The 24,873-nt window shown below is 59.8% G+C and carries 17 protein-coding genes; 7 read left to right on the top strand and 10 right to left on the bottom strand.

The window, feature by feature from the left end:
- Positions 1 to 9: 9 nt before the first annotated feature.
- From U6037_RS18445 to U6037_RS18480, 8 genes are all read right to left on the bottom strand, one after another.
- Positions 10 to 1,539: a DHA2 family efflux MFS transporter permease subunit gene (locus U6037_RS18445; RefSeq protein ID WP_064389289.1), complete on the bottom strand. Its 1,530-nt coding sequence runs from the start codon at positions 1,537 to 1,539 to the stop codon at positions 10 to 12.
- 142 nt (positions 1,540 to 1,681) lie between these two features.
- Positions 1,682 to 2,884 carry an efflux RND transporter periplasmic adaptor subunit gene (locus U6037_RS18450; RefSeq protein WP_166224058.1) on the bottom strand — a complete coding sequence of 401 codons (1,203 nt, stop codon included), beginning with the start codon at positions 2,882 to 2,884 and terminating at the stop codon, positions 1,682 to 1,684.
- 15 nt (positions 2,885 to 2,899) lie between these two features.
- A complete protein-coding gene (locus U6037_RS18455; protein WP_322844053.1) occupies positions 2,900 to 4,369 on the bottom strand; it encodes an efflux transporter outer membrane subunit in 1,470 nt (489 codons plus the stop codon).
- Positions 4,359 to 4,841, bottom strand: coding sequence for a MarR family winged helix-turn-helix transcriptional regulator (locus U6037_RS18460; RefSeq protein ID WP_077573642.1), 483 nt, complete (start codon positions 4,839 to 4,841; stop codon positions 4,359 to 4,361). The genes U6037_RS18455 and U6037_RS18460 overlap by 11 nt, the downstream gene beginning before the upstream one ends.
- Positions 4,842 to 5,070: 229 nt before the next feature.
- Positions 5,071 to 6,390 carry a hypothetical protein gene (locus U6037_RS18465; RefSeq protein ID WP_322844054.1) on the bottom strand — a complete coding sequence of 440 codons (1,320 nt, stop codon included), beginning with the start codon at positions 6,388 to 6,390 and terminating at the stop codon, positions 5,071 to 5,073.
- 118 nt (positions 6,391 to 6,508) lie between these two features.
- Positions 6,509 to 10,183 (bottom strand): translocation/assembly module TamB domain-containing protein, encoded by a 3,675-nt coding sequence (locus U6037_RS18470; RefSeq protein WP_322844055.1) that lies wholly within the window; start codon positions 10,181 to 10,183, stop codon positions 6,509 to 6,511.
- Complete coding sequence (locus tag U6037_RS18475) at positions 10,180 to 11,907, bottom strand: autotransporter assembly complex family protein (RefSeq protein ID WP_322844056.1); 1,728 nt, start codon at positions 11,905 to 11,907, stop codon at positions 10,180 to 10,182. Before U6037_RS18475 ends, U6037_RS18470 begins: the two co-directional genes overlap by 4 nt.
- A 66-nt stretch (positions 11,908 to 11,973) precedes the next feature.
- The gene (locus U6037_RS18480; RefSeq protein WP_322844057.1) at positions 11,974 to 12,624 is read right to left on the bottom strand and encodes a GNAT family N-acetyltransferase; all 651 of its coding nucleotides are present in this window, start codon (positions 12,622 to 12,624) and stop codon (positions 11,974 to 11,976) included.
- Between the two features lie 302 nt (positions 12,625 to 12,926).
- Here U6037_RS18480 and xthA point away from each other — a divergent pair, with 302 nt between their 5' ends.
- Together xthA and U6037_RS18490 are read left to right on the top strand one after the other, a co-directional pair.
- Complete coding sequence (gene xthA / locus U6037_RS18485; RefSeq protein ID WP_141129140.1) at positions 12,927 to 13,739, top strand: exodeoxyribonuclease III; 813 nt, start codon at positions 12,927 to 12,929, stop codon at positions 13,737 to 13,739.
- A gap of 151 nt (positions 13,740 to 13,890) precedes the next feature.
- Positions 13,891 to 15,225, top strand: coding sequence for a phosphate ABC transporter substrate-binding/OmpA family protein (locus tag U6037_RS18490; protein WP_322844058.1), 1,335 nt, complete (start codon positions 13,891 to 13,893; stop codon positions 15,223 to 15,225).
- A gap of 137 nt (positions 15,226 to 15,362) precedes the next feature.
- On the opposite strand, the gene U6037_RS18495 is transcribed toward U6037_RS18490, so the two are convergent.
- Entirely contained in the window at positions 15,363 to 16,592 is a 1,230-nt protein-coding gene (locus tag U6037_RS18495) for an acyl-CoA dehydrogenase (protein WP_322844059.1), read from the bottom strand.
- A gap of 171 nt (positions 16,593 to 16,763) precedes the next feature.
- On the opposite strand from U6037_RS18495, the gene U6037_RS18500 reads away from it, so the two are divergent.
- From U6037_RS18500 to U6037_RS18510, 3 genes are all read left to right on the top strand, one after another.
- Positions 16,764 to 17,693, top strand: coding sequence for a LysR family transcriptional regulator (locus U6037_RS18500; protein WP_016986544.1), 930 nt, complete (start codon positions 16,764 to 16,766; stop codon positions 17,691 to 17,693).
- Positions 17,694 to 17,889: 196 nt separating this feature from the next.
- Complete coding sequence (locus U6037_RS18505; RefSeq protein ID WP_007917234.1) at positions 17,890 to 18,288, top strand: MerR family transcriptional regulator; 399 nt, start codon at positions 17,890 to 17,892, stop codon at positions 18,286 to 18,288.
- Positions 18,289 to 18,435: 147 nt separating this feature from the next.
- The gene (locus U6037_RS18510) at positions 18,436 to 19,335 is read left to right on the top strand and encodes a hydroxymethylglutaryl-CoA lyase (RefSeq protein WP_322844060.1); all 900 of its coding nucleotides are present in this window, start codon (positions 18,436 to 18,438) and stop codon (positions 19,333 to 19,335) included.
- A 662-nt stretch (positions 19,336 to 19,997) separates the two neighbouring features.
- On the opposite strand, the gene U6037_RS18515 is transcribed toward U6037_RS18510, so the two are convergent.
- The gene (locus U6037_RS18515; RefSeq protein WP_322844061.1) at positions 19,998 to 21,695 is read right to left on the bottom strand and encodes an AMP-binding protein; all 1,698 of its coding nucleotides are present in this window, start codon (positions 21,693 to 21,695) and stop codon (positions 19,998 to 20,000) included.
- A 296-nt stretch (positions 21,696 to 21,991) separates the two neighbouring features.
- Here U6037_RS18515 and U6037_RS18520 point away from each other — a divergent pair, with 296 nt between their 5' ends.
- Both U6037_RS18520 and U6037_RS18525 read left to right on the top strand, forming a co-directional pair.
- Positions 21,992 to 23,155 carry an isovaleryl-CoA dehydrogenase gene (locus U6037_RS18520; RefSeq protein ID WP_110719347.1) on the top strand — a complete coding sequence of 388 codons (1,164 nt, stop codon included), beginning with the start codon at positions 21,992 to 21,994 and terminating at the stop codon, positions 23,153 to 23,155.
- A 105-nt stretch (positions 23,156 to 23,260) separates the two neighbouring features.
- Entirely contained in the window at positions 23,261 to 24,865 is a 1,605-nt protein-coding gene (locus U6037_RS18525) for a carboxyl transferase domain-containing protein (RefSeq protein WP_322844062.1), read from the top strand.
- Positions 24,866 to 24,873: the final 8 nt, after the last annotated feature.

The raw sequence follows: 24,873 nt of genomic DNA on the forward strand, positions 1-24,873 counted from the left end.
CTTTTGACCTTAATGTCCTGAAGCCGCAGGCCCCGCCTTGGCAGCAAACGGCGGCTTCGCCAGCCACACAATCAGAATCAACCCCATAAACCCCCAGCCCAACAACGTGAAGTAATCCACGGTGGAGAGCATGTACGCCTGGCTCGTCAAAATCTGATCCATCTGCGCATACGCCGACTGGCTCGCCCCGCCCAAATGATTCAAGGTCTCGCGAGTCGCCGGTTCAAAGGTGCTGATGCTCTCACTCATATATGCATGATGCTGATCCGCCCGGCGAATCCAGATCCACGTGGTCAGCGACGCCGCAAAGCTACCGCCCAACGTCCGCAGAAAAGTCGCCAGACCGGCACCATCGGCAATCTGACTCGGCGGCAGGTCCGACATCAGAATGCTCAGGGTCGGCATAAAGAACAGCGCCACACCAATGCCCATGAACAACTGCACCAGCGCGATATGCTGGAAATCGACTTCATTGGTGAATCCGGCCCGCATAAAGCAACTCAGACCAATCGCCAGAAACGCCAGCCCGGCCAGTAACCGCAGGTCGAACTTGTTCGCGTACTTGCCGACAAACGGCGACAGCAGCACTGGCAGAATGCCGATCGGCGCTACGGCCAGACCGGCCCAGGTCGCGGTGTAGCCCATTTGCGTCTGCAGCCACTGCGGCAGGATCAGGTTGATACCGAAGAACCCGGCGTAACCCAGCACCAACACCAGCGTGCCGATGCGAAAGTTACGGTGCGCAAACAAGCGCAGGTTGACCACCGGATGTTGGTCGGTCATTTCCCAGATAACGAACACCGCCAGCGCGATCACCGAAATCGCCGCGCCGATGATGATGAAGTTCGACTCGAACCAATCCAGGTCATTACCTTTGTCGAGGATCACCTGCAACGCGCCGACGCCGATGATCAGCGTGATCAGACCGACGTAATCCATCGGCTGACGGCTGGTTTCCACCGGACGTTTTGCCAGTTGCGAACGCACCACCATCACCGCAAAGATGCCGATCGGCACGTTGATGAAGAAGATCCACGGCCAGCTGTAACTGTCAGTGATCCAGCCACCGAGAATGGGACCTGCAATCGGCGCGACCACCGTGACCATCGCCAGTAACGCCAGGGCCATGCCTCGCTTCGCGGGGGGATAAACCGCGATCAACAGGGTTTGCGTCATCGGGTACAGCGGCCCGGCGACCAGACCTTGCAGCACGCGGAAGCCGATCAGTTCCGGCATCGATGTGGAGATACCACAGAGAAACGAGGCCAGCACGAACAGAATCGTGGCCCACAAAAACAGCTTCACCTCGCCGAAACGGCGGCTGAGCCAACCGGTCAGCGGCAGCGCAATCGCGTTGCTCACGGCGAACGAGGTGATCACCCAGGTGCCCTGCTCCGAACTCACCCCCAGGTTGCCGGAAATCGTCGGCAGTGCCACGTTGGCGATGGTGGTGTCGAGCACTTGCATGAACGTCGCCAGCGACAGGCCGATGGTGCTGAGCAACAGGCTGGGCGGCGTGAAAGAGGCGTTATTGCTCATTGTGAATCCTATGAAACCTGATTGGCGCCATGCCCTTTGTGGGAGCGAGCCTGCTCGCGAAAGCGGTGTGTCAGACAACTTCTAAGTTGAATGTCAGTCAGCATTCGCGAGCAGGCTCGCTCCCACAGGGTCCGCGTCGGGATCAGCGTTGTGCGGTTTTGCTCACCGCGGCGCTGTTGTCGTGGATCAGCTGCGCAATCATCGCGTCGGCTTCAGCCAGTTGGCGGTCGTAGACGTTGGTGCTGAACGACGCTTTTTGCGGCGGCTGCTGCGCCAGCACCGGGCCGCTCTGGTCGTGCAGGTTCACTTCAACGTTGGTCGACAGGCCGACGCGCAGCGGGTGCTTGGCCAGTTCTTCGGCGTTGATGTGAATGCGCACCGGCACACGCTGAACGATCTTGATCCAGTTACCAGTGGCGTTCTGCGCTGGCAGCAAGGCAAACGCGCTACCCGTACCGGCGCCGAGGCTGTCGACGGTGCCGCTGTATTTCACGTCGCTGCCGTAGATATCGGATTCGATATCGACCGGCTGACCGATGCGCATGTCACGCAATTGGGTTTCCTTGAAGTTGGCGTCGATCCACAGCTGATCCAGCGGAATCACCGCCATCAACGCCGTGCCCGGCTGCACACGCTGACCAAGTTGCACGGTGCGCTTGGCGACATAACCGGTGACCGGCGCAATCAACGTGCTGCGGGCATTGGTCAGGTAGGCCTGACGCAGATCGGCAGCGGCCGACATCACGTCCGGGTGCGACGACACCACGGTGTCATCGACCAGCGCGCTGGTGGTTTTCAGCTGCTGTTTGGCGTTGGCCAGGGCGTTTTGCGCCGAGGTCAGGTCGTCGCGAGCGTGGGACAGTTCTTCCTGGGAAATCGCCCCGCCCTGCGCCAGGTTTTTCCGGCGGTTATAGTTGTCCTGGGCTTTCTGCACTTCGGCCTGTTGCGCGTTGACCTGGGCTTTCATGCCATCAACATTGCTGTACAAGCCGCGCACCTGACGCACGGTGCGCGCCAGTTTCGCTTGAGCACTTTGCAGGCCGACTTCGGCGTCGTTCGGGTCGAAGTTGATCAGCACCTGACCTTCGTGAACCAGATCACCATCGTCAGCACCGATGCTGACCACAGTGCCGGTGACCAGCGGGGTGATTTCCACGACGTTACCGTTGACGTAGGCGTCGTCGGTGCTTTCGTTAAAGCGCCCGATGAACTCGTGATACGCCCAGACGCCGGCGCCGGCGAGCAGGACGACAACGGCCAGCACCAGCAGCATCACTTTGCGTTTGCGCGGGTTGCCGGTGTCCGGGGTGTTGCCTTGAGCTTGGGTGTTTTCGGCAGTGGCCATGACAATTACCTTGAATTAGTTGTGCGGCGTGGCTGGGCTGGCGTTGGCTGCGGTCAGGGTGTCTCCCTGGAAGCCGCCGCCCAGCGCTTGCATCAGTTGAATCGACAGGTCGATCTGCTCGGCATTGAGGTTGGCCAACTGACGCTGGGCCTGGAGCAATTGCTGCTCGATGCTGAGCACGTCCAGGTAGTTGCCGATGCCGGAACCGTAACGCTGGACAACGGTGTTGTAAGAGTCCTGAGCAATCTCGGTGGCGTGTTGCTGCGCACCGATTTGCCGGCCGATGTCACGCAACTGGTTGATCGTGTCGCTGACATCGCCCAGTGCTTTCACCAGACTTTTGTTGTACTGCGCCACCGCCAGATCGTAATCGGCGTCGCGTGCATCGAGGTTGGCGCGCAGGCGTCCGCCGTCGAAGATCGGCACCGAGATGGTCGGAGCAATGTTGAAGAAGCGACTGGCCGAGCCGAACATCGCGTCACCCAACAAGGACTCGGCACCGGCCGAGGCCGTGAGGTTCAAGTTGGGATAGAAGCGGGTTTTCGCCGAGTCGATGTCCTTGCTCGCCGCCTCGACACGCCAGCGCGCGGCGACCAGATCCGGGCGACGACCGAGCAGTTCTGCCGGCAGCACTGAAGGCACGGCGACCGCGCTGGCTTGCAGCACTTTTGGTCGGGCGATTTCGTTGCCGCGATCCGGGCCTTTGCCGAGCAACACGGCCAAGGCGATTTTGGCGCTGTTCAGGCGTTTTTCCGCGTCGATCAGGCTGGCTTCGGAACTGGCTTCCAGGCTTTGCGTTTGCTGGAACTGGTACTGGCTGTCGATCCCGGAGCTCAGGCGACGCTGGCTCAGGTCGAGCATCTGCTTGGTGCGCTTGAGGTCGTCGTTGGCCAGGTCATAAACGATGTGTGCCTGACCGAGATCGCTGTAGGCACGCGCAACATCGGCGGCCAGCGTCAACTGCGCGGCCTGACGATCGACTTCAGCGGCGCGGGCCTGACCGAGTGCAGCTTCCCAGGCATCGCGCTGGCCGCCCCACAGGTCAAAGTTGTAATTGAAACCGGCGCTGACGTTACGCACGGTGGCGTAGGCATCGCCCTGCCCCAACGGATCTTGATCCTTGGCCAGACGCGAACGGCTGATGCCGGCGCTGGCGTCGAGGGTCGGATAACGTGCGGCATCGGCGGCATACGCGGCGGCGCTGGCCTGATGGGCGCGAGCTTCGGCGATTTGCATGTCCGGGCTGTCGTGCAGGGCTTCGCGGATCAAACCGTCGAGTTGCGGGTCGCCGAGGCTGGTCCACCAGTCGCTCTTCGGCCACGCGGCCGACGACAGGGTCACGCCGTTGAGGGATTGGCCGACTTTCAGGTTTTTCGCATCGAGGCTCGCGCCCGACGTGTCGAGGCCGCTGTAGTTGGCGCAACCGGCGAGGATCATCGCCGACAGCACCAGCGTCAGGCTGCTGCGCAAGGTTTTACCGCTCATTGTGTTCACCTAAGCGCTGGATGGTGATCGGGTCACCGGCTGCCAGCAGGATTTTCTTGAGGATGTATTCCAGGGTTTTCAACTCGTCCGGGGTGACGGCGCCGGCCAGTTCATTCATCGCATCGGCGCCGATGTGCGGCAGGCGATCGGCCAGTTGCTGGCCTTGTTCGGTCAGCTTGAGCTGCACCTGACGGCGATCGCCTTCGCTGCGCTGGCGAGCCAGAAAGCCTTTCTGCTCCAGACGATCGAGCATGCGCGTCATCGAACCGCTGTCCAGCGACAGATGCCGGCACAGCTCGGCCGGGGTATCGACGCCGAACTGGGCCATGATGATCAACACTTTGAACTGCGCGGCGGTGATGCCGTGGGGTTCCATGTGCGTGTCGATGATCCGGTCCTTGAGCAGCGCGGCACGGCCAAGCAACAGGCCGAGATGGCAGTGTTTGAATTCGTCCGGGGTGAAATGCTTCATTTGCTCACCTAATAACTGCCTAGGCAGTGAATGTATGTCGAGATGTTACTGCCTAGGCAGCGAATGTCAACGCAATAGTTAGGTTGCTTTGCAATTAGTTGACCAATGGGCTGGGTTTTTGTGTTGCACAGGCGGACGCCATCGCGAGCTGGCTCACTCCTACAAGGGAACGCATTTCAAATGTAGGAGTGAGCCTGCTCGCGATTGGGGTGACTCGGTGTGAAGCCGGTCAGGAATCGTCGGAAGGCTGCACAGGTGGCGGCTGCACCGGATGCACCGCACGCCCCCGCAACGCAGTGGCCACATACCCAAAGGCCCGCTTGCTCACCGCATAAATGCTGTGCCAGCCCGGCGGTGCCGGCTCGATCGCAGCATGCAACGCTCGCGCATAATCAAGCACCAGCCCGGGCGTCCAGGCCATCGCCTCTGCCCGTTTGCGCACTTGCGCGGCAACCCAGAACTCGGGGCTGAAGATGACTCGGGCGAAATCCAGCATGCTCGAATGCCCCCGGTTCATCGCCCCTTCCAAGGCCGCTTCGAGGCTATGCGCGACGGCGCTGGAACAATTGCGGCTGGTCAGGTTGTACGTGCTGTTCTGCCGATACTCCGTCCAGAACGCATGCAGGCGTCGGGCGTCGTAATGGGCAAAACTGACCTGCACCGAAGACGGACACCAGTCGGCCACCTCGCCGGCATAATCCGGCAAAAACCTGCCGGCAACATCGTTGTTCGGCGTCGCCCGCAGCAAGCGCACGAAATCCCCTGCCGAACGATCGATGTCGTCCAACGGGTAATGACTGATGTAAATGTCCGGGCCACATTCCAGCGCCGCATGGCCGGCGGAGATCACGCCGTTGATGTCGACCGCCGCGATGTAGCGATTCATCAGGCGATTGCGCACCAAGGTGTCATCGACGGTGCCGCTGGGAGTCCAGACGTGAATCACCAACGCATCGCTGCTGCCCGGCGCACTGACCGACAAAGGGCTTGTCAGCGGCGGCTGGTTTTTGAAGCGCACGGCTTGGCGCAACAAGGCGCAACCGGAGAGAAACAGGCTCATGCCGATGCAGAACGGCACCGTGCCCTTGTACAGCGTCGGATACGGCTCGAGGATAAACACGCCAAAGCCGATTTCGAACAACCCCGCCAGCAGCGACACTCGCCAACCCACAAAACGCACCACCAGTGCCGCCGCCAGCCGAAAGCCGCCATCGAGCAGAAAAGCCCCGCCAAACAGCACCGCCAGAATCAGCCCGGCGGCGTGTTGCCGGTCGACGATCAGCAGCCCCAGCAAGAGAAACGCCAGTCCGCGCGCTCTGCGCAGGGCCGCAGCGGTCCCGGCTTGCGGTGCCGGCACCAGCAGCAGGATCAGCGCTTCGAGCAACAACAGATAACCAAAGAGATGCAGCGGGAAATACAGAACGCCGTCCAGCGCATCAATGAAGATGCCCACTCCGGCCGCGCCCCAGACGATGCCCGTCAGCGCCAGCGCAGACCAACGCTTGCGGACAAAGTCATGACCGAGCAAGACCATACTCAAGCGGACCATAGGCGTCTCTGTTGTTTTCGGGCAGCCGCCAACCGCGCAGCATTCAAGTAGCGCTGAGTCTAATTCATTCTGCAAAAGCCGGATCGCAGCGACGCGACCCGGCAGGGGGAAACGCGCGTCAGAAATCGCGCTTGTAGAAAATATCCAGCGAACTGGCCACACCACTCGCCGCCTCGACGTAAACCTTCTTGCTCAGCTTATAGCGCAGCGCGATGGTGCTGGCCGGTTCGAACACGCCCACGCCGTAACGCAAACTGAGCTTCTCGGTAATATTGCCGCTGGCCACCACGCTGGTGGCATCGCCGCTGCCCGCCGTATCGAGCTGAAAGTCCTGAATCCCCAGATCCTTGGCCAGTCCGCTGGTGACTCCGGAACTGCCCATCAAGCCCAGGCCCAACGCCGCTTGCGCGAGCATGTTGTTGTCTTCGCCGTTGGTGCTCAGCGGTCGACCGAGGACCAGATAGGAAAGCGCCTGCTCCTGACTCATCGCCGGCTCGGAGAAGATCTGCGTGGTCGGCTGCTCGGCGCTACCGCTGAGGCGAATACCGGCGATCACGTCGTCGGTCTGGCGAATCGCTTCGATGTCCAGATACGGCTGATCGAGAGGGCCGGCGAACAGCAGACGCGCGCGGCGCACTTGCAAGCGCTGGCCGTAGGCACTGTAGCGGCCGTCGTTGAGCCACAGTTCGCCACGGGTGTCCATGTTGTCGCCGATGTGCACATGACCTTGCACGTTGGCGGTCAGACCGAAACCGGCGAAGGCCAGTTTGTCTTCGCCGACCACCACGTCGATGTCCATTTTCATCGCCATCGGCGGTTTGCCCTCTTCGGTCTGCGCACCGACGATGATCGTGTCATCGGAGACTTTCACCGTTGATGGCGGCAATTCACGCACGGTGATTTCGCCTTTGGGCACCTGCACTTTGCCGGCGATTTTCAGCTCGTCGCCGGCCATGGAAATCTTCAGATCCGGCGCCACTTCCAGCTTGGCATAAGGCTCGACGGTGACCGGCAACTGCGTGCCTTTCAACGCCAGATCGACCACCAGCGCCTGGCCCCAGGCGACGTTACCGTTGAGGCTACCCTGCCCGCTTTTGCCGCTTTTCCAGCCGCCGTCGAGACGCACCGATTCGCCGGCAATCATGGCGGTGAGTTGCAGATTCTGCAGCTCCATCGGCAACTCGGCGCCGGACACTTCGCCGTCGCTGAGTTGCACGGTGCCGTTGACCAGCGGCGCCAGCAATCCGCCGGAAATCGTGCCGCTGCCATTCAGGCGCCCGGTGAGTTTCTCGACCATCGGCACAAACGGCCGCGCCACCGACAGATCAAGTCCACTGAGACGGAACGAACCGCTCAACGGTTTGTTTTTCGGCAACGGGTTGAGCTGCGCCTGCACCATCAATTCGCCGAGTTTGCCGCCGACGAAATTCAGTTCGGTGTCGACGCGCTTGGGCGTGAGCTTGCTGGTGAGCCTGAGGGTCTGGTACGGGAAATCCAGCCACTGATCCTTTTCCTTCATGCGCAGGGTGCCGCCGCTGGCGTCAATACTGACCACGCCATTCGGGCCGCTGGCCGGCAGGTCCAGTTGCAGATCGGCGTTGAGCTTACCCTTCCAGGCGAAATCTTTTGGCATCCACTGCGCGAGACTTTCAATCGGGAATTGCTTGAGGTGGTAGCGCAGTTTCGGCTCCGGCATCAGCCGTTGATCTTCACCACAGAGACTGGCATTGCCGGTCATCCAGCAATGCGCGCCGAAGTTGATTTTGCCGTCGGCGAGACGTTCGAGTTTGGCCGGATTTTGCAGTTTCCAATCCTGGCCACCGGCCTGAATGTCGCCACTGGCCAGGCGTCCGCGCCAGTTGCCCTTGTCCAGATTGCCATCCAGACCGAGGGCCAGTTTCAGCTTCGGCCCGATCAGGTCGAGGTCGAGTTTCTGCTTTTTGATATCACCTTGGGCGCTGGCAGTCAGCGTGCCCAACGCGGTGTCGCCGGCCTGAATGCCCGCGCCCTTCAGATCGATTTTCGCCCGCTGTGCGCTGTCGAGAGTCGCATCGAGGTTGAGGCTTTGCAGGCGATTGTCCTGGAACGCCAGTTGCGAACCTTGCAGATCGAGTTTGCCCTGCGGTGCTTGCAGCGTACCGGCCACATTGACCTGACCGTTGACCTGCCCGCGCAGTTGCGGCCAGAGCTGGGCCAGACGCGACAGCTTGATGTCGATCTGCCCGGTGAGTTTCTGTTGCAGGCTGCCCTTGCCGTTGATGCTGTTGTCGCCGAGGCGGATTTGCAGGGCGTTCAGATTCCACTGCTCGCCCGCGCCGTCCGCCTTGGCCTGGAGGATCGCCGGCTGCCCGCGCAGCTTGCCTTTCAAGTCGAGATCCGCAGTGAGGCTCAGGCGTTCGTTTTTCATTTCACCCTGGCTTTTCAGCGGCCCGGCCAAGGTGCCTGGCAGCTCAGCAACCCAGTACGCCGGGTTGAGCGCCGACAGCTCCAGCGCCGTGTCCCAGGCGATGCCGTCGGCGAACTGTACGTTGACGTGCCCTTCAGCCTTGCCCTGCCCGGCTTGCATTTTCAATTGCGGCAAAGCGATCTGTTTCAGGCTGCCACTGAACGGACTGCTCAGGGTAAACGCACCCGCCGGGCCATCCAGTGCGGCGTCGAAATTGCCGAGGTATTGCCCGTCGGTATAGGAAACTTCGCCGGTGAAGGTACGCAAAGCGACTTGTGGCTCATCGATTTCGCTATAGAGCCGATGCCACGGAAAATCCTGCCAGTTGATATTGGCTTGCGCGCTGAGGCCTTTGCTCCAGTCAACGTTGCCGGTGAGTTTGAGGCTTTGTTTATCGTTGGCCGTCAGGTCGAGGCCGGCGATCTGCGCGCCGCTGGCGTCGACTTTGCCTTTGAGCAACAGCGCCACCGGGCCTTTGTCGGCGGGCAGCGTGGCATTGCCGCTGAGCTGGTAACCGTTTTTCAGGTCGCCTTCTCCGGTCAGCAGCAGTTGATTGAGTTGCAGGGTGTCCGGCAGGTCGGCGCTCGGCTTGAACGCGTCGCTAGTGATGCGCACTTTGGCCGGCAGGTTTTCCGCCAGCGGTTGCAATTCACCACTCAACTGGCCGTCGAGGTAACCCCGGCTGTCGGCATGCAGGTTGAGGGTTTTCAACAGGTCGCCGTCGATCTTCAACGCCAGTGTCCACGGCCCAGTACCCGGCGATGGCAACGTCAGGTCGCCGGCGATGTTCAGCGGCCAGTTGCCGGTCGGCGTGAGCGTGCCGGACAGGTTCAGGCTGAGCTCGTCGCGCTGTAATTTCACGCTGTCGATCTGCATGCCCTGGGCGGTCCAGTGCGCCGCCAGTTGCAAGCCCTTGAGCTGTTCGCTGCCGTTGAACAACAGGCTACCGACCTGTACGTCGCCCAGTTCGATGGCCACCGGCAATTGCAGATCCGGCAGTTTGATCGGGCCGCTTTCGGTGGTTTCTTCGCTCGGTGGAAATTGCAGGATGACCTGATCAGCCTTGAGCTGTTCGATGCACAAAGTCATGCGCGTCAGGCACAGCGGTGACCAGGCGAAGATCGCTTTGTTCAGCTCGACGCGACTGCTGTCCTGCTGCCACAACAGGTGATCGGCGCTCCACTGCCCGCCGAGGCGCCCCTGGAAATTTTCCACCGTCAGCCCCGGCACGAGGCCCAACACCCAGCGGCTGCCGGCCCCCGTGCCGAGTACAGCAGTGACACTCAATACAATCAACAACACCAGCGCCAACAACGCCAGCGCCGTAATTTTCAAACCACGCTTCACAGCTCAGGCCCCATGGAAAAGTGCAGCCGGATGCCGCCATCGTCGTCGAGTGCGTGGGCCAGGTCGAGGCGGATCGGCCCCACCGGCGAGACCCAGCGCACACCAATACCGACCCCGGTCTTGAGGTTCGGCAGTTCGAGTTTGTTGAAAGAGTTGCCCTGATCGACGAAGGTCGCCACGCGCCATTTCTCGGCGACCGAGTATTGGTACTCGACGCTGCCGGCGACCATGTAGCGGCCGCCGATACGGTCACCGTCGGAGTTTTTCGGCGACAGGCTCTGGTAGTCGTAACCGCGCACGCTCTGATCGCCACCGGCGAAGAAACGCAGCGACGGCGGAATCGAGTTGTAACCATTAGTGGCGCTACCGCCGACCTGCACGCGACCGAGGAGTCGATGCTTATCGAATACGGTGGTCAAGCCTTTGACCAGCGCGGTGCCATATAAAAGGTTGTTGTCCGAGCCGAGGCCTTCCTTGGCCACTTTGCTTTCGAAGCTCAGGCGATAGCCGTTGTGCGGGTCGATGCGATTGTCGCTTTTCAGGTAGGAATAACTGATGCCCGGCATCAGCAATGTACTCAGGCCCGAGTCGTCGCCCAGTTCATATTCTTCGCGCTGCCATTTCAGCGAGATCACTCGCTGCCAGCCGCTCGGCAATTTGCTGTGCCATTCCGGGCCGAAGGTCAGCAGTTTGCTCAGCGTGTCGGAGCCGTCGATGTCTTCGAACTGATAACCGCCGGCCCAACGCAGTTTGTCGGTCAGTGGCGGGTCGAGCGGGATGTCGTAGAACAGCCCGACGTTTTGCCGGGGCGCCGAAAGTTCGGCTTCCCAGCCATAGCTGTCGCCTTGCGGGTTGACCCAATGGCGTGTCCAGTTGGCTTTGATGCGCGGGCCGACGTCGGTCGAGTAACCGAGGCCCAGGCCCATGGTCCGTGGTTTGCGCGTGTCGAGTTTGACCTCTACCGGGATCACGTCGTTCTTCGCCGTGGTCGGTGCGGCATCGACGCGCACGCCTTCGAAATAGCCGCTCGATTGCAGATCGCGATTCAGCTCGGCGATCAGCTCGGAATCGTACGGCTCGCCTTCCTTGAACGGCACCATGCGTTGCAGCAGGTCTTCGTCGAACGGCGTGTCGCCTTCGAATTTGACTTTGCCCAGCGCATAACGCGGGCCGCTTGCGTAGATCAGTTCAACATCGGCGACACCCGCGCGCGGATCGACCATGAGTTTTTGGCTGGTGAAATGGCCACTGAAGAAACCGAAGCGCGAGGCTTGATTCTGAATAAGTCTTTTGGCGTCTTCGTAACGGCCATGGTTGAGCACCGCGCCAGACTTGAGCACGTCGCTTTTCGGTACACGAAAGGATTTGAGGGAGGCAGCCGGGCCGTCGACACGGATGGTGACGTTGCGCAGGCGAATTGGCTCGCCGGGATCGATGTTCAACACCAGACGCGGTTTGTTGCCGCCCTTGACGTCACTTTCGATCTGTGGCTGGTAGTAGCCCAACGCCTGAGCCGCCTTGCGCGCCTGCTCTTCGGCACCGCGACTGAAGCGCTGCAAGGCTTCTTCGTCACGGTCGCCGAGACTGCCGATATAGCCTTCTATATTGGCCTTGAGTTCATCGTTGGACGGTTTGATCCGCACATCCAATTCACTTTGCGCCAGCGCCGCGCAGCTGGTTAACAGCACGAGCACGCCACTGGTAAATCTTCCTGGAAACTTCATAGGCGCGGATGCTATCACGGGCTTGGGAGCGTGATAGAACAGGAAATTTCCCAAGAAGTTCGATTGTCATGCTGTTGCAGTTTGTAACACCTGCGGATTGGCGTGGAAAAATACGTGTTCACGCACCGGGCCGACGGCAACTTCGCCGATCTCTTCGTAACCCTGCCTTTTATAGAATTCCAGATAGCGCGGGTTTCCGGTGTCGAGCACCACGCCTTGCGAGGTTTCGTCCACCGCGCACCAGTTGTGTATGGCTGTGAGCAATTGTTCGCCGAAGTGTTTGCCCTGGAACTGAGGGTGAATCCCCAGCAATGGCAGCATGTGCACCGAATCGGTAGGCACGCAGGCGGAAACCGCATCGTGGTATTCGAGATAGCGGCGGGTGCAGCGGAAGCCGGTGCTGAGCACCATGCGCAGACGCCATGCCCAACTTTCGGTGATGCCCAAACGGCGCTGCGGCGGCGCGATCAGGGCGATGCCGATCAGGCGGTCGTTGACCAGCAGGCCGATCGCGGGCAAGTCTTGGAGAAAATGCTGTTTGACCAGTTCACGCACCGTCGCCCGCACGCGCTGTTCGTAGCCTGGGCGCTCGGCTTCGAACAGATAGCCGAAGGTCGGCTCGTGGCGATAGGCCTGATAAAGCAGCGATCGGGCTTCGCGGGAATAACCGCGGTCGAGCATATGAATGTCGGCGATGGCGGTCTGGGTTTCAGGCATGACGGTGATTCTCCCCGGGGCGCGTTCAGATGGCGGCGCTCTTGGTGGTACGAACCTTTTGCGGGTGGCGTGGTTCCCCACAGGTATAGACCAAGTCGGGATCTTCATCGACTGGGCGGCCGTCAATCGCGAGCAGGCTCACTCCTACAGGGGTACGCATTTCAAATGTAGGAGTGAGCCTGCTCGCGATGACGCCGGTTCAGACAACATCTATCTGGCAGGCAAAGACGATTTCCCCTACCCCACACTGGCCCCCATCCCACATGTCAGCTAGCATCGCCCTTTTGCCAGGACTGCCGACCATGAAGATCGTTTCCTTCAACATCAACGGACTGCGCGCCCGTCCGCATCAGCTGGCAGCGCTGATCGAAAAACACCAGCCGGACGTCATCGGCCTGCAGGAAACCAAAGTCCACGACGACCAGTTCCCGCTCGAAGAAGTCCGCGCCCTCGGTTACCACGTGTACTTCCACGGCCAGAAAGGCCATTACGGCGTGGCGATGCTGTCGCGTCAGGAACCGATTGCGATCCACAAAGGTTTCGCCACCGATGAAGAAGACGCCCAGCGCCGCTTTATCTGGGGCACGTTCGCCGACGCCAATGGCGTGCCGGTGACGATAATGAACGGCTACTTCCCACAGGGCGAAAGCCGCGACCACCCAACCAAATTCCCCGCCAAGCAGCGTTTCTACAGCGATCTGCAAGCGCTGCTGGAAAGCCAGTTCCACAATGAACAGCCCGTGGTGGTGATGGGCGATGTGAACATTTCCCCGGAAGACTGCGACATCGGCATCGGCCCGGACAACATGAAGCGCTGGCTGAAAACCGGTAAATGCAGCTTCCTGCCGGAAGAGCGCGAGTGGATGGCACGCCTGAAGAACTGGGGTCTGACCGACAGCTATCGGCACTTGAACCCGGACGTGACCGACATGTTCAGCTGGTTCGACTACCGCAGCCGTGGTTTTGAAGATGAACCGAAGCGTGGGCTGCGCATCGATGTGATTCTGGCGTCGCATGGTTTGTTGCCGCGGGTGAAGGCTGCGGGTGTCGACTATGAATTGCGCGGGATGGAAAAACCGTCCGACCATGCGCCGATCTGGCTTGAATTGAGCTAAAAGCAAAAGATCGCAGCCTGCGGCAGCTCCTACATTGGTACGCATTCCCTGTAGGAGCTGTCGCAGGCTGCGATCTTTTGATCTGTCATATTTTGGTCATGCGCCTGACTTAATCTCCCCGGCAATCCCCTTGGCTTGATTCGGTGCCGGCATGACCCTGCGTGTTCTGTGCGTTTTTCTCTTGAGTGCGTGGCTGACGGTTTCTGCCGCTGCCCTGCCCCTTCCTGAAAACGGCCCGGCGCTGCGTATTCAAGGCTCCAACACCATCGGCGCCGAACTCGGCCCGGCATTGGTCGAAGGCCTGTTGCAAGAACAGGGTCTGCTGAAAATCCACCGCGAAACCCCGGACACCGCCAACGAATTGCGCGTCGTCGGCCTGACTCACGAAGGCAAACGCGTGGTCGTTGAAGTCGCCGCCCACGGTTCCAGCACCGGTTTCACCGCGTTGAAAAATGCCAGCGCCGATCTGGCCGCGTCTTCCCGCGAGATCAAAGACAGCGAGTTGCAAGCCTTGCAATCATTGGGCGACCTGAAAAGCCCTGCCGCCGAACAAGTCATCGCCATCGATGGCCTGGCGATCATTCTTCATCCCGATAATCCCCTCCAACAACTGGACACCGAGCAACTGGCGCGGATCTTTGCCGGCGAAGTGAAAAGCTGGGAAGACCTAGGCGGGCGTGGCGGTGCGATTCATTTATATGCGCGCGATGATCAGTCCGGCACGTACGACACGTTTAAGGAACTGGTCCTGAGTCGTCGTGGGAAAAGTCTGAGCAGCAACGCGAAAAGGTTTGAGTCCAGCGAGCAATTGTCTGACGCCGTCAGCGCGGATCCGCAGGGTATCGGTTTCATCGGTTTGCCCTACGTGCGTCAGGCCAAAGCGGTGGCCATTGCCGATGGCGCGTCGCAATCGATGCTGCCGCTGAACAGCCTGATCGCCACCGAGGACTATCCGTTGTCGCGCCGGTTGTTCTTCTATCTGCCGCCCGACAGCAACAATCCATGGGCGCAGGCGTTGGTGACGTTTGCTCAAAGTCGTCAGGGTCAGGCGATCGTCGCCGCCAACGGTTTTATCAGCCAGACCGTGCACGCCATTAGCCTCGCGCCGAACGCGTTGATGCCCGAGGGTTATCAATCCCTCAGCCGTCACGCCCAGCGGCTGACAGTGAACTTCCGTTTTGAAGAGGGCAGCGCGAGTCTGGATAACAAGGCGCGGCAGGATCTGGCACGGGTGATCGACTATATAAAGCGGCGTGACAAAACCGAACGCGCGGTGACCTTGGTCGGCTTTGGTGATGCCAAGGATGACCCGGCACGCGCGGATTTGCTGTCGAAACTGCGGGCGATGGCGGTGCGGCGTGAGTTGGTGAAGAACGGCGTGGTGCTGCGTGAGGTTCGCGGCTTTGGCGCGTTGATGCCGGTGGCGGCGAACAATGCGGATGAGGGAAGGATCAAGAATCGGCGGGTTGAGGTTTGGGTGTATTGAGCCTGATGGTTATGTACTGAATGTTCAGGCCCTTTCGCGAGCAGGCTCGCTCCCACATTTAACCGCATTCCAATTGGAAGAATGCGATCCCATGTGGGAGCGAGCCTGCTCGCGAAGAACGATAACGCGGTGCCGGATCAGCGTTCGCTACGCAGCATTTCCTTCGGCACATACTTGCCGATCTCGAACTTGCCGATCGCCGCGCGGTGCACCTCGTCCGGGCCGTCGGCCAAGCGCAGGGTGCGTTGCATGGCGTACATGTAGGCCAGCGGGAAATCGTTCGACACCCCGGCCCCGCCATGCATCTGGATGGCCCGATCAATCACTCGCAGCGCGACATTCGGCGCGACCACCTTGATCTGCGCGATTTCGCTCTTCGCCACTTTGTTACCGGCGGTGTCCATCATGTACGCCGCTTTCAACGTCAGCAGGCGCGCCATGTCGATCTCCATCCGCGAGTCGGCGATCTTGTCGACGTTGCCGCCCAGACGCGCCAGCGGTTTTCCGAAGGCAGTGCGGCTCACCGCGCGTTTGCACATCAATTCCAGTGCCCGTTCAGCCATGCCAATCGAGCGCATGCAGTGGTGAATGCGGCCTGGGCCAAGGCGACCTTGAGCGATCTCGAAGCCACGGCCCTCACCGAGCAAGACGTTTTCATACGGTACGCGCACATTGTCGAACAGCACTTCAGCGTGGCCGTGTGGTGCATCGTCGTAACCGAATACCGGCAATGGACGGACAATTTTCACGCCCGGGGTATCGACCGGCACGAGGATCATCGAGTGCTGGGCGTGGCGTGGCGCATCGGGGTTGCTCAGGCCCATGAAGATCAGGATCTTGCAGCGCGGATCGCAAGCGCCGGAGGTCCACCATTTTTTGCCGTTGATCACCCACTCGTCACCATCACGCACGGCGCGGGCGGCCATGTTGGTGGCGTCAGACGAAGCAACATCCGGTTCGGTCATGGCGAACGCCGAGCGGATTTCGCCGCGCAACAGCGGTTCGAGCCAGCGTTGTTTCTGTTCTTCGTTGGCGTAACGCACCAGCACTTCCATGTTGCCGGTGTCCGGCGCCGAGCAGTTGAACGGCTCCGGCCCGAGCAGCGAGCGGCCCATGATTTCTGCCAGTGGCGCGTATTCAAGGTTGGTCAGGCCGGCACCGAGCTCCGACTCCGGCAAGAACAGATTCCACAGGCCTTCGGCTTTGGCCTTGGCTTTGAGCTCTTCCATGATCGCCGTCGGCTGCCAGCGATCGCCTTCGGCAACCTGGCGCTCGAACACGGCTTCGGCCGGGTAAACGTAAGTGTCCATGAACGCGGTCACGCGCTCACGCAGTTGTTGCACCTTGGGCGAATAAGCGAAATCCATGATCAATTACCTTCTTGGGCAGAGGTTGTTTAAGTCATGCAATCGATGCTAGAACAGCGCTGATAATTTACCTAGCCTATTCTCGGCGTGTATAAACATTCATCACCGATATATGATCGGCTGATTGCCAGCCCCCAAAACATCGCCCTAAATAACAAGAGAAGCCGCGTTATGAATCTGAGTAAGGTCGACCTCAACCTTTTCATCGTCTTCGACGCGATCTACACCGAAGCCAACCTGACCCGCGCCGGGCAGATTGTCGGCATTACTCAGCCGGCGGTGTCCAACGCCTTGGCGCGGTTGCGCGAGACCTTCAACGACCCGCTGTTCGTGCGCACGGCTCAGGGCATGGTGCCGACGCCAATGGCGCAGAACATCATCGGCCCGGTGCGCAACGCGCTGTCGCTGCTGCGCGTGTCGGTTCAGGAAAGTCGCATTTTCAACCCGGCGCAAGCGGTGAAGACCTACCGCATCAGCATGACCGACCTCACCGAGGCAGTGATTCTGCCGCCGCTGTTTCAGCGTCTGAGGCGTCTGGCGCCGACGGTGATTATCGAAAGTTTTCTGTCAAAACGTCGGGAGACCACCAAGGAACTGGCGGCCGGGCGCCTGGATTTTGCTGTGGATGCACCGCTCAACACCGACCCGCAGGTGCGTCACGTCAAGCTGATGGAAGACCGTTACGTGTGTGCGATGCGCAAGGGTCATCCGATGGCGGGCAAGGAAAAGCTCTCGCTGGATGATTATTTGTCGCTGACGCATATCCACATTTCCAGTCGCCGCAGTGGTTTGGGTTATGTCGACCTGGCGCTGGGCAAAATGGGTATTCAGCGCAAGATTGCCCTGCGCTCGCAGCATTATCTGATGGCGTCGCAGGTCATGCAGCAGACCGACATGGTCATGACCGTGCCGGAGCGCTTTGCCCGTCGGCATGAGTTGCAGGCGTTCAATCTGCCGGTGAATGATGTGCCGCCGGTGGAGACGCATTTGTACTGGCATGAAAGCACCGATCAGGATCCGGCGAATCGCTGGATGCGCGAGCAGATGATCGAGTTGTGCCAACAGGTGACGGCGCAGGAGAAGAAGCTCGATAAGGTGTAGGGCTTTTTACCGCGGCGCTGCCATCGCGAGCAGGCTCACTCCTACAGTTGACCGTGTTTCATCTGAAGAAATGCAACCAATTGTAGGAGTGAGCCTGCTCGCGATGAGGCCAACATGAACACCATAGATCATCCTGCTTGACGTAAACGTCAACCTGCCATTAGCTTAGCGCCAAGACCTTTTTCCGAGCGCTTCCATGAGCAGCCAGACTTACAGCATCTCCGACCTCGCCCGCGAGCTGGACATCACCACCCGGGCGATCCGCTTTTATGAAGAGCAAGGCCTGCTCAGTCCTGAGCGCCGAGGCCAGGAACGCATCTATTCGCCGCGCGACAAGGTCAGCCTGAAGCTGATCCTGCGCGGCAAACGCATCGGTTTCTCGCTGGCCGAATGCCGCGAACTGATCGAGCTTTATGACCCGTCCAGCGGTAACACCAAACAGCTCAACAGCATGCTGGCGAAAATCACTGAGCGCCGCGAGCAGCTGGAGCAGCAGTTGCTGGATATCGAACAGATGAAGCTGGAACTCGACACCGCCGAAGAGCGCTGCGTGCAGGCGCTGGAGCAGACGCTCAAGAGCCAGCAGGCCATTTAGCCAACAACACAAATCCCCTTGTAGGAGTGAGCCTGCTCGCGATAGCGGTGTGTCAGTCGAAATAAATGCTGACTGACACTGCGCTATCGCGAGCAGGCTCACTCCTACAGGGGTTCTCCACGAATTCAAAAGAGCAGGTCAACCGCCATGTCCCTCCCCTCCCAAGTACGCCTGATCGAAGTCGGCCCGCGCGATGGCCTGCAGAATGAAGCCCAGCCGATCAGCGTCGCCGACAAGGTGCAACTGGTCGACGCTCTCAGCGCCGCCGGTCTCGGCTATATAGAAGTCGGCAGTTTCGTTTCGCCCAAATGGGTACCACAGATGGCCGGTTCCGCCGAGGTGTTCGCGCAGATCCAGCGCAAGCCCGGCGTGACCTACGGCGCACTGGCGCCGAACCTGCGCGGCTTCGAAGACGCCATAGCCGCCGGGGTCAAGGAAGTCGCGGTGTTCGCCGCTGCCTCCGAAGCCTTCTCGCAGCGCAACATCAATTGTTCGATCAGCGAAAGTCTGGCGCGCTTTGCGCCGATCATGGAAGCGGCGAAACAGCACGGCGTTACCGTGCGCGGTTACGTGTCCTGCGTGCTCGGTTGCCCGTACGAAGGCACGGTCGCGCCGGAACAAGTGGCGATGGTCGCGCGCGAGTTGTATGCGATGGGCTGCTACGAGGTTTCGCTGGGCGACACCATTGGCACCGGCACTGCGGGCGCGACTCGCCGCCTGTTCGACGTGGTTTCAGCGCAAGTGCCACGGGAAAAACTCGCCGGGCATTTCCACGACACCTATGGCCAGGCCATGGCCAATATCTATGCCAGCCTGCTCGAAGGCATCTCGGTGTTCGACAGCTCTATTGCGGGCCTCGGTGGCTGTCCGTACGCCAAAGGCGCGAGCGGTAACGTTGCTACCGAAGATGTGGTGTACCTGCTCAACGGCCTCGGCATCGAGAGCGGAATCGACCTGGACGCCTTGATTGCTGCGGGTCAGCAGATCAGCGCGGTGCTCGGCCGCCCCAGCGGTTCGCGCGTGGCCAAGGCGCGCAGCGCACAGTGAGGGGAAAGGTGTTACCGCTGTGTCTGTAATGTGGGTTTAAGCGAGTAACACGGAAACAAATTGTCTGGTTTCGCCGGAAGAAAAAAACGTTTGAATTTTCAAACCATTGATTTATAAAGGATTTTAAAAGTTGGCACGGCTTCTGCTGTCTCTATGGCATAACAAGAATAAAAAGCAGCAAACCAATAAAAACAAGACGTACCGACTCTGACATAACAAAAACAACACGGCAGAGACGCAGCTAACAGATTTTTTTGGAGAAGGTGTGCTTTTCAGGGTGCTCTCAGGAGTGACCCGCAACCGGGCAGAGAACAATAAAACTACCTTGAGGTAGCTCCCGAATCGGTTGGATCGTTTAACGAGAAAGCAGATCAGCGCTCAAAAAAATACGTTTGCTCTTGACCCCGGATGGGGGTCGCCAAAAACAGCGGTAAAGGGCCACGGTTGCCAAAAACAACAACAGACCGACCCTCAATAATAAAAAAGAGCACGCGACGACAAAATTAAAGGGGAGCCTCGGCTCCCCTTTGTGCTTTCTGTGATTCCTCAATTCCCCCCCCCTGTAGGAGTGAGCCTGCTCGCGATAGCGGTGTGTCAGTCAATAGTTGCGTCGACTGGCACACCGCTATCGCGAGCAGGCTCACTCCTACATTTGATATTCGTCAGGCGTGCTTTTCGCGTAGCTCTTCGATACTGATCTCACGCATCCTGAATTTCTGAATCTTGCCCGTCACCGTCATCGGAAACTCTTCAACGAATTTGAAGTGCCGTGGCGTCTTGAAGTGCGCGATGCGCTCCTTGCACCAGGTTTGCAGCTCCAGCTCCGAAGCGTTGTGGCCAGGGTGGAATTTGATCCAGGCGACAATCTCCTCACCGTAACGTGAGCACGGAATGCCGATCACCTGCACGTCCGCCACCGCCGGGTGGGTGAAGAAAAACTCTTCCAGCTCACGCGGATAAACGTTCTCGCCGCCACGAATGATCATGTCCTTGTTGCGCCCGGCGATGTTGACGTAACCCTCCTCGTTCATGCTCGCCAAGTCGCCGGTGTGCATCCAGCCCGCCTCATCGATGGCTTCGGCAGTGGCCTGCGGATTGTTCCAGTAGCCGAGCATCACACTGTAACCACGGGTGCACAGTTCGCCGATGGTGTCGCGCGACACGAGGTTGCCGGCTTCATCGATGATCTTGCTTTCCAGTTGCGGCTGGGTGCGACCGACAGTTGTCACGCGCAGCTCCAGCTCGTCGTTCGGACCGGTTTGCAGCGACACCGGGCTGGTTTCGGTCATGCCGTAAGCGATCTGCACTTCGCTCATGTGCATCTCGCTGATGACCCGGCGCATCACTTCGATCGGGCACGTCGCACCGGCCATGATCCCGGTGCGCAGGCTCGACAGATCGAACTCGGCGCGTTGCGGCTGATCGAGCATGGCGATGAACATGGTCGGCACGCCGTAGAGGCCGGTGGCTTGTTCTGCGGCGACGGTTTGCAAGGTCAGTAACGGGTCAAAAGCATCGTTGGGGTAAATCATCGTGCTGCCGTGGGTGATGCAGCCGAGGTTGCCCATGACCATGCCGAAGCAGTGGTACAGCGGCACCGGGATCACCAGACGATCATGCGGCGTCAGGCCGATGCTTTCACCGACCATGTAACCGTTGTTGAGGATGTTGTAGTGGCTGAGGGTCGCGCCTTTGGGGAAACCGGTGGTGCCGGAGGTGTACTGGATGTTGACCGGTTGATCGAAGTGCAGGCTGTCGCTGCGTTCTTGTAGTTGTTCTTTGGAGACACTGGTTGCCATGTCGGCCAATTGCGACCACGGCAGGAAACCTGAAGGTGGCTGTGCATCGAGGCTGATTACTCCGCGCAACTGCGGCAAACGCTCACTTCGCAATTGGCCGATGGATTGTCCGGCCAGTTCCGGCACCAGGCCTTGCAACATGCCGTGATAGTTGGAGGACTTGAACGCTCCGGCGCAGACCAGCCATTGGCAGCCGGATTGTTTGAGCACGTATTCCAGTTCGGAACTGCGATAGGCCGGGTTGACGTTGACCAGGATCACGCCGATTTTCGCCGTGGCGAATTGTGTAATGCACCATTGTGCGCAGTTGGGTGCCCAGATACCGAGACGATCGCCAGCCTGCAAACCCAGAGCGAGCAATGCTTTGGCGTGCAGATCCACCGCATCGGCCAGCTGTCGCCATGAGTAGCGCAACTGCTGATGGCGCACCACCAGCGCTTCGCCGTCGGGATATTGCGCGACAGTCTGATCGAACTTCTGCCCGATGGTCATCGCCAGCAAGGCCTTGTCCTGAGAACCACGGGTGTAGCTGCGCTGCGGGTTTGCACTGGGTTGATCCATGACGACCCCTATTGTCTTTATTAGTGGGTTTTGCCGGATTTAACCCTGTGGGAGCGAGCCTGCTCGCGAAGAGGCCAGCGGATTCAACATCCATGTTGACTGATCTGACGCTTTCGCGAGCAGGCTCGCTCCCACAAGGCCTGCTCCGTTTCAATCTTGAACTGACCTTACTCTCGCCTAAGTTGACGTTAACGTAAAGGGTGATTGACAGTCATTCGCCGCAAGCTTACGTTAACGTAAAGGTGAGAGCAGAACGACCGCCCTCCCCACCCTACAAAAAAGCCAAAAGGTGACCCATGAGCTATCCATCCCTGAACTTTGCCCTCGGTGAAACCATCGACATGCTGCGCGATCAGGTTCAGTCCTTTGTTGCCAAGGAGATCGCTCCGCGCGCGGCGCAGATCGACAGCGACAACCTGTTCCCAGCCGACATGTGGCGCAAATTCGGTGACATGGGCCTGCTCGGCATCACTGTGCCGGAAGAGTACGGCGGCGCGGGTTTGGGTTACCTGGCGCATGTGGTGGCGATGGAAGAAATCAGTCGCGGTTCGGCTTCGGTGGCGCTGTCTTATGGCGCGCATTCCAACCTCTGCGTCAACCAGATCAACCGCAATGGCAACCACGAGCAGAAAAGCAAATACCTGCCGAAACTGATCAGCGGCGAACACGTCGGCGCGCTGGCGATGAGCGAGCCAAACGCCGGTTCCGACGTGGTGTCGATGAAACTGCGCGCCGACAAACGCGGCGACCGTTTCGTCCTCAATGGCAGCAAAACCTGGATCACCAACGGCCCAGACGCCAACACCTACGTGATCTACGCCAAAACCGATCTGGAAAAAGGCCCGCACGGCATCACCGCATTCATCGTGGAACGCGACTGGAAAGGCTTCAGCCGCAGCAACAAGTTCGACAAGCTCGGCATGCGCGGTTCGAACACTTGCGAGCTGTTCTTCGATGACGTCGAAGTGCCGGAAGAGAACATCCTTGGCGTGCTTAACGGCGGCGTAAAAGTGCTGATGAGCGGCCTCGATTACGAGCGCGTCGTGCTGTCCGGTGGCCCGACCGGGATCATGCAATCGTGTATGGACCTGATCGTGCCGTACATCCACGACCGCAAACAGTTCGGCCAAAGCATCGGCGAATTCCAGCTGATCCAGGGCAAAGTCGCCGACATGTACACCCAACTCAACGCCAGCCGCGCCTACCTCTATGCAGTCGCCCAGGCTTGCGAACGTGGCGAAACAACGCGTAAAGATGCCGCCGGGGTAATCCTCTACACCGCCGAACGCGCAACACAAATGGCCCTCGACGCCATCCAGATTCTCGGCGGCAACGGTTACATCAACGAATTCCCGGCTGGGCGCCTGCTGCGTGACGCCAAGCTGTACGAAATCGGCGCCGGCACCAGTGAGATCCGTCGCATGCTGATCGGTCGCGAACTCTTCAACGAAACGAAATGAATTTCGTCAGCGGCAAGCGGCAAGTTCCAAGCTGCAAGAGGACCGCGCTCTTGCTTCAACTTGTAGCTTGTAGCTTGCAACTCGAAGCTGCTACGGAGTAGCCCAATGATTCTGCACACTCAGCTCAATCCACGTTCAGCGGAGTTCGCTGCCAACAGCGCGGCGATGCTCAAACAGGTCGACGCCCTGCACACCCTGCTCGCCCAAGTGGCCCAGGGTGGCGGCGCGAAAGCCCAGGAACGTCACACCTCACGAGGCAAACTGCTGCCGCGCGAGCGTATCAATCGCCTGCTCGATCCGGGCTCACCGTTTCTGGAAATCAGCCAATTGGCCGCTCACGCCGTTTACGGTGAAGACGTACCCGCCGCTGGCGTGATTGCCGGGATAGGTCGGGTTGAAGGCGTCGAATGCATGATCGTCGCCAACGACGCGACGGTTAAGGGCGGCTCGTACTACCCGCTGACCGTGAAAAAGCACCTGCGCGCGCAGACCATCGCGCAGCAGAATCGTCTGCCGTGCATCTATCTGGTCGACTCGGGTGGCGCCAACCTGCCGCGTCAGGATGAAGTGTTTCCGGATCGTGAGCATTTCGGGCGGATTTTCTTCAATCAGGCCAACATGAGCGCGATGGGCATTCCGCAAATCGCTGTGGTCATGGGCTCGTGCACTGCCGGTGGTGCCTATGTGCCGGCGATGGCTGACGAAGCGATCATGGTGCGTAATCAGGCGACGATTTTCCTCGCTGGCCCACCGCTGGTCAAAGCCGCAACCGGTGAAGTGGTCAGCGCTGAGGACCTGGGCGGTGCCGATGTGCACTGCAAGATTTCCGGGGTCGCCGACCATTACGCCGAGAGCGATGAACATGCCCTCGCCCTCGCCCGCCGCAGTGTCGCCAACCTCAACTGGCGCAAGCTCGGTGAAGTGCAACAGCGCACGCCGATTGCGCCGCTGTACAGCAGCGATGAGTTGTATGGCGTGGTTTCCGCCGATGCCAAGCAACCATTCGACGTACGCGAAGTGATTGCGCGACTGGTCGACGGTTCGGTGTTCGATGAATTCAAAGCGCTGTTCGGCACCACGCTGGTCTGCGGTTTTGCGCATCTGCACGGTTATCCGATCGCGATACTGGCCAACAACGGCATTCTCTTCGCTGAAGCCGCGCAGAAAGGCGCGCACTTCATCGAACTGGCTTGCCAACGCGGCATTCCGCTGCTGTTTTTGCAGAACATCACCGGCTTCATGGTCGGCCAGAAATACGAGGCCGGCGGCATCGCCAAACATGGCGCGAAACTGGTCACGGCAGTGGCTTGCGCGAAAGTGCCGAAATTCACCGTGATCATCGGCGGCAGCTTCGGCGCGGGTAACTACGGCATGTGCGGGCGCGCTTACGATCCGCGATTCCTGTGGATGTGGCCGAACGCGCGGATCGGCGTGATGGGCGCCGAGCAGGCGGCGGGCGTGTTGGTGCAGGTCAAGCGCGAACAGGCTGAGCGCAGCGGTCAGGCGTTCAGTGCCGAGCAGGAAGACGAGATCAAGCAACCGATTCTCGACCAGTACGAAGAGCAGGGTCACCCCTACTATTCCAGCGCACGGCTGTGGGACGACGGCGTCATCGACCCGGCGCAGACCCGCGATGTGCTGGCCCTGGCCTTGTCCGCGTCGCTGAACGCGCCAATCGAACCGAGCCGCTTCGGCGTGTTCCGGATGTGATCGGGAGA

Source organism: Pseudomonas sp. B33.4, assembly GCF_034555375.1.
GTDB lineage: Bacteria > Pseudomonadota > Gammaproteobacteria > Pseudomonadales > Pseudomonadaceae > Aquipseudomonas.